This window comes from Arthrobacter agilis (assembly GCF_002953615.1).
GTDB classification, from domain to species: domain Bacteria; phylum Actinomycetota; class Actinomycetes; order Actinomycetales; family Micrococcaceae; genus Arthrobacter_D; species Arthrobacter_D agilis_B.
This window is the reverse complement of record NZ_CP024915.1, coordinates 2,764,857-2,774,722: the sequence shown is the minus strand read 5'-3', so window position 1 is coordinate 2,774,722 and position 9,866 is coordinate 2,764,857. Positions and strand designations below refer to the sequence as shown.

The following is a 9,866-nucleotide window of genomic DNA, read 5'->3' as shown; positions in this document are numbered from 1 at the left end:
GGCCGGCCACACTCTCGAGGCCCTGCCGGATCTTGTACGCGGCCTGCTCCATGAACCCGGCAAGCCCCGATGACGTGATGTCCCCATCATTCGCCTTCCACGCGGCCCCGAAAGCCCGAATCGACCCGATGCCCTCTCTGACCACGGACCCGAACCCGTTCTCCGGGTTGAGCCCGATAGCCCGCACGAGATCCAGGGTGTTACCCCCGCCCGCCAGAGCGCCCTGAAACGCAACAACCTTGTCCAGTACGCCCGACATCCCACCAACCGCACCGATGGCCGCCGTGCGGGCAGCAGTGAACGCTGGTGCGAGCACTGAGCCGACCTTCGCGGACAGATCCTGAGTCTGAGCCGAAAGCGTCTTGGCTACGTTCGCCGTGGAGTCCTGAGTCCTAGCAAAATCACCCTGAGCATCAGCGGTCTGCTTCAGAATGAGCGACTGAGCCGCCAAGGTCTTCTGCTGAGGAGTCAGCGCGTCCTTCGTCGTACTGATGAGCCCCTTAGCCAGAGCTTCATTCTTGAGAGACGCGTCATCGAGCATGACGCCGTAAGCCCTGATCGGCTCCGTTTCGCCCCTGAGAGCCGCCCCGATAGCTTCGATGGCCTGTTCCGGACTGGTGCCCTTGAAGCTCGCCATATCGGCAGCAAGAGCGGTCTGCTCCGTAGCGAAGTTCGCCAGCGCGTCACCAGACAGACCCGCAGCCTTGCCATACGTCCCGAACGTGTTCGCCGCATTGATGACCTGCTGCTTCGTTAGGCCGAGGTTCTTTGAAGCGCCGGCTGACTGATCCATGATCTTCTGCATCGAAGCGCCGAACACCACAGAGGCGGCCGCTGATGAGTCTTCGAGCTCGGAAAACCCGTCAACAGCACCCTTGGCGAAACTGCTGATCGCACCTGCACCGAGAACAGCCAGGGCAGGACCAGCGAAGCTCTTGAACGTCTTAGAGAATCCGCTTCCGAGGTTCTTGCCGATACGGTCGCCGGCATTCACCGCCGAACGCTCAACCCTGCCAAATTCCTTATTGATAGCCCCCTGGATCCCCCGGAAGCTCGGCACCACGCTTACGAATGCATGGGCAAGTTCCACGGCCATATCAGGCCACCCCGCACTTCAGGCCATTGGGCTCCCACGCGCCCTGTGCGGCGTCAGCAGCCCACTCTGGTTCCCAGCCTTCACGGGTGAACTCGAACAGGTCCCCATCGACGCTGGGCAGCTTCCCCTTGCCCAACTCACCCGACAGGGCCGACTCAACCTGACGCGCAAGCGAACGATCGCCAGCGAACGTGACGTGCTTACGGCCCGGACGGATCAGCACCGAGACGAGCCCATAACCGCTCTCACGCTTTGGCAGGCCCACCGAGGGGCCGTCCTCGACGTAGGACCAACCCACGCAAAGACTCTTTCGATTCAGGGGCCCAACAGCTTTGACCAGCCGCTTCCCCATCGACTCAAGGAAAATGAGCCGCTCTCTTTTCGTTTCCAAATCAAACTCCTTAAACGCAAAAGGCACTCACCACACGTGGTGAATGCCTTTTGATATTGGCTCCTGCTAACGGCCTGAGATCCGCCGATTATTCTCTGAGTAGATTCCCTGAATCGCCCTCAGCCAGAAAGGCTGGTTGGTCCTCAACCAATCCGCTTCCTCAACATGCTTTCTGACCGCAGCTCGCCAAAGCATGAACGAACCATTAGGCCACTCGGACGGCTCGAACCTCTGCAACCGTTCCGGCAAGTACTCGCCAGGGTCACGTCTCTTGCGTCGAACCACGGCTAAGCCCTCTTCCGATAGAACCCACGGACGCCCGAGGACGCCGGCAGGTCATCATCAGCGAGAGCCGGGATGCCCAGCGACACCAACAGCCGCGCCAGAGTCAAGCGCTGCTGCCGAACCTCAGCAATACCTGGATGCAAACGAGATCCTTGGCTACTCGCCAACATCAGACCCTGCTCAACCACCAGAGCGTCAAGCTCCACGATGCGATCCCGCGTCCGGCAAGCTTCCTCGAGGACAGCCAACTCGTGCTGTGCGAACTCGTACTCATTTGCAGCCGCAAACCAGAGTTTCTGGCCGTCCTCTTTCAACCCGCTAGGGGCCTGTAAATCGTTCTGTTTCAACCCCTCAAAGGGCCCTAAATCGCTCATATACGCTCATATCAGTCAGGTGCCCCAATAAGGGCCTTTCATTTCGTTGCCGGGGTCGGAGAGGGCACTATGACGAAGAGTGTCCGCTACCCCCTAGGGAGAGGGGCAACCCGGTGGGGGTCACCACTTGCGGGATGTCCGTAGCGGTTCGTCGCCCCACGTTGTTGTGCGTTGAATCGGGGTGATTCCGGGGTGCGGGTACCTGCCCTGAGGCGCTGCCGCTTGACCGAGGTAGGTGTCTAGATCCTTATCACTCTTGGACCTGTTGCACTTCCTGCACGATGCCGCCCAGTTGTCGGGGTCCATCAGTGCCCCACCGCGTGCGATCGGCACGATGTGGTCGAGTTCGAAGCTTTGGGGGTGTCCTGCCGGCGCTTCGTAGTCGATGTAGCAGCCGCCGAGGTAGCACCGTCGTTGCTCTCTCGCCCACCGTTTCCGGATCAGTTCTCGTCGTGTCCTGTATTGCCTGTGATGCCTGTCGATAGCCATTGGTCAGCCTTCATTCGTGGCCCTGAATGTGGAAGCGGTAGCTCGGGGGGATACGCCGGAACTGTGACGTAGTGTCTCCGCCTGACGGTCGGGCAGGGGATGCGCGCACCCCACCCGGACCACCTCTCCCCCGGTTGGGTGGCCCCTCTTCGTCCTAGTGCCGGTTCTCTCTCCCCGCATTTTTTCCACATGAGATTGGTCATTGTTGAGCTGCCTGAGCCGATGGGAGCCTTGATTTGGGTCTAGCAGCGGGCCCCTCTGGTGCCATCAACCCTTGCGGGCTGGTGGCACCTCTGCTCGGATTCAGCCCCGGCCTGCTTCTAGTGCCCGTAGGAGGATCTGATCGCGGCTGTTGCGGACTATCGAGGGAATGTCGGTGGTGCGCACTGAGGCGCGTGCCCTGTTCTTGCCGATCATCGATATGGCTTCGAATCCTGGTCCTGCTGCGGCGGCGATACGGTCAGCTCTCGCCTTCACGTCGTCGAGCATCGCCTGAGAGCGTAGAAGCTCCCGGTATCCCTTGCTGTTGTGCTTGATCTTCATGCTGTGTCCTGTCACGAGAGAGGGCCGGGGATCTCCTCCCCGGCCCTCAGTGCGGCCACCTAGTCGCATAGTGGCTCTGCCTTTGTACGAAACTCAAACCCTTTGCAGGACGAGGACCCTCACCAGGTTCTTGCCCCGGTGAGGCTCCTGGTTCAAGGCGGTCAGTCGTTGACGAGCGCGGTTCTCTTCGCTTCGCTCTCGTCCGCCCCGGCTCGGATGGCCTCCACTCGCTCGATCAGCGACGATGCATGGTTACGACGGCGAAGTTCCGCCTTTCGCATCAGTTCCGTGGCTTCTGCATCTGCCGCTGCTTCCGAAATGCCCGGCATTTCAGTTCGGATGATGTCACGTAGGGCGTGCACCGATTCGAGGTGCAGATTTGCGGGCGGAAGGTTCGCGTTATGGGCAAGAGCTACAGCCTGCCTGCGGTCGTGGTACTCCTTGACCGGCATCCACACGGACTGGAGGAGATTCGAGTCAGATGGATTCTCGACGCTGTTCAGGTAGCGGCTGAGATGTGCGAGGCGAGTCGCGTCTTGGAAGGTGATTTTCGCCGGGTCGGTAGGCAGCCGTTGAATCCAGATCAGGTCTGACGGGCTGAGACTCTCCACCCTCTGCACAGCGGCATCCGGAGGGATCTGGGAAGGATGCACTGCTTCCCGCGCCTTTGTGCTGGCTTCCTTGATTTCTGCCTCTGCCTTCTCGGACCACTTACGGAGCGATTCAGGCGCGTGTGAGCCGGTCAGGTACTTCTGTGTCCGGTAGATGGCGCGTGCCTTGGCGGCCAGTCCGGTACTTGGTGGGCTGGCGAGGACTTCGAGAATGGAGTCTTTGGTATTGGGGGTTACAACCACGGTGACGGTTCCTAGTCTGTGAGGTTCCAGCCGGCGTCTACAGCCTTGCTGGTGATGGAGTGGATGAGGATGTTGTCGCGGTTGCGTCGGGCTTGCCGGAGGAGCTGTGAGGCTTCCTGGGGGCTTGCGAGGGTCGCGGTGCGTTCGTCTGCATCCCGGCGGCTGATGGCGGCTGACGCGGCAGCCAGGTCGTAAGCGCGGTATCCCCGTGGGATTGTGTCTGTTGCTTTGATGAGTGTCATTGCTGGTCCTTAAGCTGCACGGCGAGCTCCCTGGAAATGGATCAGGTCTTCGGCGTGGATGAGGTATTGGCCGTTGGCCTGCTTCTTGGCGTTGAGTCGGCCTTCACTGATAGCTAGGCGGACGCCGCGGTCAGACATCTTCAAGTACTCCCCCGCGGCTGTTGCTGTAAACCACGATTGCATTTCTTCCGGTGGTTCCGGGGATTGTCTTCCGGGGACGGAATTAGTGTTCTTCCAGGCCATTGCGGCCGTACGGATTGCGTTGAGGATGCTGTCGACTTCGCCGTCGTTTCCGCGCACGTTGATGCGCAGTGCGTTGAGGTCTGCGTGCCACTCCAGCCATGAACAGAAACGGGCAGAAAGGGTGACTGTGGGTCCGTCGATGCCGTGAATGTAGGCGGATGGTGGGCGCCAGGCTGGTTGTGGTTCAGTCATGGCCTGTTCCTTCCTCGAGTGCGTCGACGAGCTGGTTGGAGAGTGTTGTGGCGTGGGTTTCATTCAGCACGAGGAGGATCTCGCTGCCGAGGAGGATGGCCGCGGCGAGGGTTCCGTTTGGTTCTCGGGCCGGTACGACGCGAAGCCTGCCACCGTCGTAGGCGTTCCTCGCGACCTGGTGCTGTTTGACCTGGAACAGCTTTGCTGGCGCGTTCACCCGTTCACCTGCCTCATCAGCCACTCGGCCTTCGCTTTCCAGTGCGCTGTCTGATCTACCTGGTGGAGATATTTCTCCCGGTAGATGGCCATGGCAACGTCGAACGGGACACGTTCGATCTGTTTCGGGGTCCAGTCGTATGCCATGGCTACTGCCTCTTCCTGCTTGCTCGGGTGGTGGCTTGGTTGCCGGTGGGGTCGGAGTAGTCGATCCCGGTGTATTTCTGGTTGTGCGGGGTGTTGAGCTTCAGGGCAGTTAGTTCCTGGCTCAGGCGCCCAGATAGTTCTCTCCAGTACCGTGCTTGGGTGGAGTGGTAGTAGATGAGTTCGTCTTTGGACAGATCGGTCACTGGCGGTCCTTTCGGGCCTTGAGGGCTTCGAGTTCTGCCTCCGCGGATAGGCAACGATTTCGCCAGAGTCGAGCCTCTTGATGCTTCAGTGCTGCGCGGTCCAACCAGCCAAGGGCGCATGCCTTCAACTCGAGCTTGGACATCTGATCGAGGACGGAAGGCCTCTCGGCGTCCCTGCCGGGAATCGGGGTCGGGTCAACCATGGATTCACTCCTGTTTTTGGGTGTGCTTGAAGAAGGTGGTCACCTCCTCCCCTCCTTTTAGGAGGGGAGAGGTTCGTGGACCTACGAATCGTGGATAGCGTGGACCCCTGCGTGGGGCTGAATCGCCGTACCGCGTGGACGGCGATGTGGAGGGGTGGACGTTTACGCCGAAATCGGAAGCGTGGACCCCTGCGTGGACCCCTTTGACGGGTAGTAGACCTTCGTTGGCTGGACACCGGACACAGTGGGAGTGTCAGTCGCCAGAGCCAAGCCAGACTCGAGCAACCGGTTCAACTTCCGTCGCGCCTTTTCAATCTCATTGGCGCTTGGCTTGTCCGTTCCAAACATCGCCGCAGCCATATCGCGTGCCGTCATTCCCTTGTGGTTCGCACCGAGGATGAGCTTGGGATCGTTGTCGTCGATCACCCTCGATACGCCGGCAGAGTGATCGTGAAGGATCTTGAGCGGCCCAACAGGATCCGCGGGCTGTTTAAGATGCCGCAGCTCGACGATCGGGTCTCCTGCACTCCCCCAGAGCAGTGCCACGGAGCCGGCTCCACTGGTGATCCAGGTTGAGCCGTATACGTCAGATAGCGTGCTCGGCTTGTCACCGTTGTTGCCCCTCTTGGTTTGGTGATGCAGTTCGGCGACCTGAACTCCTGCCGCGAGTGCCATCTGACGGGCGTTGTTGTATCCGGCCCCGACTGTGTCTTCAGATAGGCCGATGGCAGCGTCCTTCAAGCTGTCCACGATGACGACTCCAGCCCTGGCCTCCCGACACATGGCGGTCAGGAGCCCAGGGTTCTTGGCAAGGTCACCGGGCGGAGGACCCTTCCAAATTGCTAGGTGCTTATCGAGGCTCGCTCGCTGGTTCGGGGTGAAGTGACGGCGCAGAGATCGAGCGATCTGGGCGGGACGGTCCATAGCGAGGTACAGCACCTTGCCATGGCTGACAACCGGCAGCCCGAACACTTCGCCGCCGAAAATCAGCCCTCGGACGACCTGCCCGATTGTCGTCGTCTTCCCTACTCCGGAGGGGCCAGCAAGGATGAAAGCTTCTCCCTCAACCCACAGCGCCTCGGTGCCGCTCCCCCAAACAACCGGCACTTCGTCGGGTATGTCGAAAATGCTGCCACCCGGGCTGTAAGTACGAACCTGTTCCGGTTCGGCCATCAGCGTCCCCCTCTGACTCTGCGCGGAACATACGAGGTGCCAGGTGCCTGCCTCGCCGCAAGCACTTCCCGAAAGCGCACTGTTGCGTGAATGGTTTGCCGCACATCCTGAGTGAGGTCAATGCCTTCGAAGGTGGCTTCCCAGTGCTCCGCGCTCACTCGGCTTCCATCACAAAGAGAAGGTGCTCGAGGTTGCGGATGAGCTGCTGTGCTTGATGGTCCGTCAAGGAAGCCGGCTCATCGCTATCGATCATGATCCGGCGACCGCTTCTTGGGCCTGTTTGCTCGACATAAGCGTGCAGAGCCGGAGCGTCCTCGAATGGGGGCTGTTCCCCTAGGTCGACATAGAGGTCGATGGTCCTGTCCTCGCTCCAGCACGGCTCCGGATCCTCGACGTCGTCGTGCCGCGAGACGCACCACGAGGGGCATTCAAGGTCTTTGACATCCTGTGCTTCGCTGTTAAGCTTCATATCAGTCACGGTTGATCTCCTAAGGGTCGATGTGCGTTTGGGCTTCAGCATCTGGTTTGGCGACTGGGATGCTTGGGGCCCATTCTTTTTTCTGGTCAGTTCCGCTTTCATGCGGCGGCTTGGTCGTCGAACTGCTTCTGAATCCAGTCGATGACATCGGACTCGCGGTATAGAAGGCGGCCGCCCAATTTGGCGCCGCGTGGCCCACTCCCGTTATGCCGCATCCAACGCATCTGCGACGGACTCTTCCGCAGCAGCTCGGCTACCTCATTCAAGGTGAGCAGCTTCGTTACCGACGCGTGTTCCATGAGCACTCCAATCAGGACATGTCAACCGATCATCGGTTGAACCGATATTGATATGAGATCACGCATCGTTGCGCGTGTCAACCGATGATCGGTTACAGTTGGGCGATGACGACGAACCCAGGGTTTGGCATGACGACCAACATCGATGGCAACAGCTATCGCGTCGACATCACAGCGCTAGCGATATACCTCGTGCAAAGCGTGTCCGACTTCGGCTTCTATGCGCGACAACGTCGAGAGTTTTTGAACCTGTCACAGCAGGCAGTGGCTTCCTTCATGAAGGACCAATTTGCGATTCCCTGGCACCAAACGGTCGTTGCAAAAGTGGAGTCTGGCGATCGGCAAGTGAAGCTGACTGAGGCGCTGGCTTTAGCGTTTATCTATGGGATGACTCTTGATGATCTGGTCATGGGTCTCGACCTCGAGAACCGCACTCGGCTGGTGCCTCTAGAAAGGGACGACGATGGCGTCAATTCAGAAAAGGCCTGAAGGCCAATGGCGGGCCCGCTACCGGGACGAAAACGGCAAGGAGCACGCTCGACACTTTGCGCGGAAGATTGACGCTCAGAAGTGGCTGGATGAGGTTACAGCATCGATAGTGACCGGGTCCTACGTTGACCCACGCGCCGGCAGGGTCACCCTCCAGTCTTTCTTCGATGAATGGTCAACGCGCCAAATATGGACGCACGGGACCGCGAGGGCGATGGTGCTCTCGGTGAAGTGCACGACGTTCGCTGACGTCGAGCTAGGCAAAATCCTTCCCTCCCACATCGAAACGTGGGTGAAGAAGCTGGACAGCGACGGCCTGGCAGCAAACACGGTTAGGACGCGCTTCAACAACGTCCGATCAATCTTTCGCGGTGCCATCCGGGATCGACTGATCAGCTCAGATCCAAGCCTGAACGTAAGACTCCCTCGCGCCCGCAAAGCCGAACACGCGATGCGTATACCCACACCCGAAGAGGTGGGGCGCATCATGGCGGCAGCCGATCCTTGGCTCCGCCCCCTTATTGGCTTGTGCGCTTTTGCCGGCCTGCGCCTTGGTGAAGCATCGGCGGTTCAGCTCGGGGACATCGACTTCCTTAGGAGGACGTTGCAGGTAGCCCGGCAGGTACAACGTCCCATCGGACTACCGCCGGAGATTAGGGCCCCGAAGTACGGCTCAGAGCGTCTGGTGCACCTCCCTGAGGCTTTGGTGACAATGCTTGCCAAACATGTAGAGCATTTCGGGGTGGGCGGAGAGAGTCAGTGGATCTTTCCTCGATCGGACAACCTGCCTGCGCATGCCAACACCATCAGCGAATGGTGGCGAGCGATCATGAAAGCCGAGGATCTTGTCGGACTCCGATTGCACGATTGCCGACACTTTTATGCAAGCGGGCTCATCGCCTCCGGATGCGATGTAGTGACCGTACAAAGAGCTATGGGACACGCCACCGCGAGTACCACACTGAACACTTACAGCCACTTGTGGCCTACTGCTGAGGATCGGACAAGGCAGGCCGCTCAAGCCCTTATGAAGCAGGCCTTCCTAACTGACGAGGAGTTCCAACGTGCCAACTGACGCTATTACGAGCAGCCTGTCCGAAGTCGCGGTCATTGCGAGCGTGATGGCGCTCGTTGCGGGCGTCCTCAGCGCAGCCGTTGCCCTTATCACTAGGCGGCATCAGAGCAAGGCGGAGGATGCCGAGATCGAGACGCTCCAAGAGTGGAGGCGTGTCATGGATGCTTGGGCCGGAGCCACAGCAGAGGCTGAGGGAGATGGTAGGCGCGCTGAGGACATGACTGGGCTCGAACGCCGGTTTGAGCTCCTTGAGAGGCGCCTCACGAGCATGGAAGGGAGATTGCCCGAGCGTGGGACGTTAGACAAGCTCGAGTCTGTCAATGACGCAATCCTCGCAACTCAGCTCGAAAACCTTTCAAAGCATATTGACCGTCTGGATCAAAACGCGATGACCACGGGAGCTGTCACTCAGATTGTTCTCACATGCATTGGTGCCCTTGCAGCCATAACCGCCCTCTCCACTTGGGTACTGGGGCAGCTCGCCTCATAGCTCCCGCGGACCTTAGGCGGACTGTCGCTGCCTTCTACGGCCCTGACTAGGCACGATACGCCGTAGAAAGAGTTGATCCAGATCTCCTCGACCGTGGGATCGTCCAGGAAAGGCTGCAGGGCGCCGAACCCGGCGACGGCGTCGTAGATCTGCTTGCGTGCGGCATCGAGCCGGCCCAACGGTGGGAGGAACCCCAGGACCGAGCGTTCCTCGTAATCCGCGACGGCATCGCGGACCAGGAGCTGCACCTCGTCGACCTGGCGGGAGGGATCCAGCCCACGCCTCCGGATGAGCTCCCGCACCTCGCCCTCGACCACGTGCACAGCATCCATGGATATCCCCCGCGTACCTTCGCGCCGCCGTTGGCGTGATGGTCGAGCCCGG

At 60.0% G+C, this 9,866-nt stretch carries 17 protein-coding genes and 1 pseudogene; 3 read left to right on the top strand and 15 right to left on the bottom strand.

What is annotated here, in order from left to right; all coding sequences use genetic code 11:
- The 14 genes from CVO76_RS13540 to CVO76_RS17395 all read right to left on the bottom strand — a co-directional run.
- Window positions 1-1,096 (bottom strand): hypothetical protein (locus tag CVO76_RS13540; RefSeq protein WP_208739643.1); only part of this gene is annotated, 1,096 nt, incomplete at its 3' end.
- Between the two features lies 1 nt (window position 1,097).
- Entirely contained in the window at window positions 1,098-1,487 is a 390-nt protein-coding gene (locus CVO76_RS13535; protein WP_208739642.1) for a hypothetical protein, read from the bottom strand.
- Between the two features lie 287 nt (window positions 1,488-1,774).
- Window positions 1,775-2,146 carry a terminase gene (locus CVO76_RS13530; protein ID WP_208739641.1) on the bottom strand — a complete coding sequence of 124 codons (372 nt, stop codon included), beginning with the start codon at window positions 2,144-2,146 and terminating at the stop codon, window positions 1,775-1,777.
- Window positions 2,147-2,266: 120 nt separating this feature from the next.
- On the bottom strand, window positions 2,267-2,452 hold the full coding sequence (locus CVO76_RS17655; RefSeq protein ID WP_432206164.1) for a hypothetical protein: 186 nt from the start codon (window positions 2,450-2,452) through the stop codon (window positions 2,267-2,269).
- Window positions 2,453-2,938: 486 nt separating this feature from the next.
- A complete protein-coding gene (locus CVO76_RS13520) occupies window positions 2,939-3,178 on the bottom strand; it encodes a hypothetical protein (RefSeq protein WP_208739639.1) in 240 nt (79 codons plus the stop codon).
- Between the two features lie 161 nt (window positions 3,179-3,339).
- Window positions 3,340-4,032 carry a hypothetical protein gene (locus CVO76_RS13515; RefSeq protein ID WP_208739638.1) on the bottom strand — a complete coding sequence of 231 codons (693 nt, stop codon included), beginning with the start codon at window positions 4,030-4,032 and terminating at the stop codon, window positions 3,340-3,342.
- A gap of 11 nt (window positions 4,033-4,043) precedes the next feature.
- Window positions 4,044-4,274 carry a hypothetical protein gene (locus CVO76_RS13510; protein WP_133082318.1) on the bottom strand — a complete coding sequence of 77 codons (231 nt, stop codon included), beginning with the start codon at window positions 4,272-4,274 and terminating at the stop codon, window positions 4,044-4,046.
- 9 nt (window positions 4,275-4,283) lie between these two features.
- On the bottom strand, window positions 4,284-4,709 hold the full coding sequence (locus CVO76_RS13505; RefSeq protein ID WP_208739637.1) for a helix-turn-helix domain-containing protein: 426 nt from the start codon (window positions 4,707-4,709) through the stop codon (window positions 4,284-4,286).
- Window positions 4,702-4,926, bottom strand: coding sequence for a hypothetical protein (locus CVO76_RS13500; protein WP_208739636.1), 225 nt, complete (start codon window positions 4,924-4,926; stop codon window positions 4,702-4,704). Before CVO76_RS13500 ends, CVO76_RS13505 begins: the two co-directional genes overlap by 8 nt.
- Window positions 4,923-5,072 (bottom strand): hypothetical protein, encoded by a 150-nt coding sequence (locus CVO76_RS13495; RefSeq protein WP_208739635.1) that lies wholly within the window; start codon window positions 5,070-5,072, stop codon window positions 4,923-4,925. The genes CVO76_RS13500 and CVO76_RS13495 overlap by 4 nt, the downstream gene beginning before the upstream one ends.
- Before the next feature lie 2 nt (window positions 5,073-5,074).
- A complete protein-coding gene (locus CVO76_RS13490) occupies window positions 5,075-5,275 on the bottom strand; it encodes a hypothetical protein (RefSeq protein ID WP_208739634.1) in 201 nt (66 codons plus the stop codon).
- Between the two features lie 365 nt (window positions 5,276-5,640).
- Entirely contained in the window at window positions 5,641-6,651 is a 1,011-nt protein-coding gene (locus tag CVO76_RS13485) for an AAA family ATPase (protein WP_208739633.1), read from the bottom strand.
- 154 nt (window positions 6,652-6,805) lie between these two features.
- Window positions 6,806-7,120: a DUF6907 domain-containing protein gene (locus tag CVO76_RS13480; protein WP_432206163.1), complete on the bottom strand. Its 315-nt coding sequence runs from the start codon at window positions 7,118-7,120 to the stop codon at window positions 6,806-6,808.
- 107 nt (window positions 7,121-7,227) lie between these two features.
- Window positions 7,228-7,344 carry a helix-turn-helix domain-containing protein gene (locus CVO76_RS17395; protein WP_244186334.1) on the bottom strand — a complete coding sequence of 39 codons (117 nt, stop codon included), beginning with the start codon at window positions 7,342-7,344 and terminating at the stop codon, window positions 7,228-7,230.
- 189 nt (window positions 7,345-7,533) lie between these two features.
- Here CVO76_RS17395 and CVO76_RS13470 point away from each other — a divergent pair, with 189 nt between their 5' ends.
- Genes CVO76_RS13470 through CVO76_RS13460 form a run of 3 tightly spaced genes read left to right on the top strand, consistent with a single transcriptional unit; the run spans window position 7,534 to window position 9,482 of the window.
- Window positions 7,534-7,917, top strand: a complete 384-nt coding sequence (locus tag CVO76_RS13470; protein ID WP_208739630.1) for a helix-turn-helix domain-containing protein — start codon at window positions 7,534-7,536, stop codon at window positions 7,915-7,917.
- Complete coding sequence (locus CVO76_RS13465; protein ID WP_244185984.1) at window positions 7,892-8,992, top strand: tyrosine-type recombinase/integrase; 1,101 nt, start codon at window positions 7,892-7,894, stop codon at window positions 8,990-8,992. Before CVO76_RS13470 ends, CVO76_RS13465 begins: the two co-directional genes overlap by 26 nt.
- Complete coding sequence (locus CVO76_RS13460; RefSeq protein ID WP_208739629.1) at window positions 8,982-9,482, top strand: hypothetical protein; 501 nt, start codon at window positions 8,982-8,984, stop codon at window positions 9,480-9,482. The genes CVO76_RS13465 and CVO76_RS13460 overlap by 11 nt, the downstream gene beginning before the upstream one ends.
- A 68-nt stretch (window positions 9,483-9,550) precedes the next feature.
- Here CVO76_RS13460 and CVO76_RS17390 read toward each other — a convergent pair.
- Window positions 9,551-9,814 (bottom strand): annotated as a pseudogene (locus tag CVO76_RS17390) (CpaF family protein); the annotation flags it as partial.
- Window positions 9,815-9,866: the final 52 nt, after the last annotated feature.

Excerpts from the sequence above, each read along its gene's own strand:
- CVO76_RS13530 (WP_208739641.1), bottom strand. The coding sequence starts at position 2,146 with ATGAGCGATTTAGGGCCCTTTGAGGGGTTGAAACAGAACGATTTACAG.
- CVO76_RS17655 (WP_432206164.1), bottom strand. The coding sequence starts at position 2,452 with ATGGACCCCGACAACTGGGCGGCATCGTGCAGGAAGTGCAACAGGTCC.
- CVO76_RS13520 (WP_208739639.1), bottom strand. The coding sequence starts at position 3,178 with ATGAAGATCAAGCACAACAGCAAGGGATACCGGGAGCTTCTACGCTCT.
- CVO76_RS13510 (WP_133082318.1), bottom strand. The coding sequence starts at position 4,274 with ATGACACTCATCAAAGCAACAGACACAATCCCACGGGGATACCGCGCT.
- CVO76_RS13505 (WP_208739637.1), bottom strand. The coding sequence starts at position 4,709 with ATGACTGAACCACAACCAGCCTGGCGCCCACCATCCGCCTACATTCAC.
- CVO76_RS13495 (WP_208739635.1), bottom strand. The coding sequence starts at position 5,072 with ATGGCATACGACTGGACCCCGAAACAGATCGAACGTGTCCCGTTCGAC.
- CVO76_RS13485 (WP_208739633.1), bottom strand. The coding sequence starts at position 6,651 with ATGGCCGAACCGGAACAGGTTCGTACTTACAGCCCGGGTGGCAGCATT.
- CVO76_RS13480 (WP_432206163.1), bottom strand. The coding sequence starts at position 7,120 with ATGAAGCTTAACAGCGAAGCACAGGATGTCAAAGACCTTGAATGCCCC.
- CVO76_RS17395 (WP_244186334.1), bottom strand. The coding sequence starts at position 7,344 with ATGCGGCATAACGGGAGTGGGCCACGCGGCGCCAAATTGGGCGGCCGC.
- CVO76_RS13470 (WP_208739630.1), top strand. The coding sequence starts at position 7,534 with ATGACGACGAACCCAGGGTTTGGCATGACGACCAACATCGATGGCAAC.
- CVO76_RS13465 (WP_244185984.1), top strand. The coding sequence starts at position 7,892 with ATGGCGTCAATTCAGAAAAGGCCTGAAGGCCAATGGCGGGCCCGCTAC.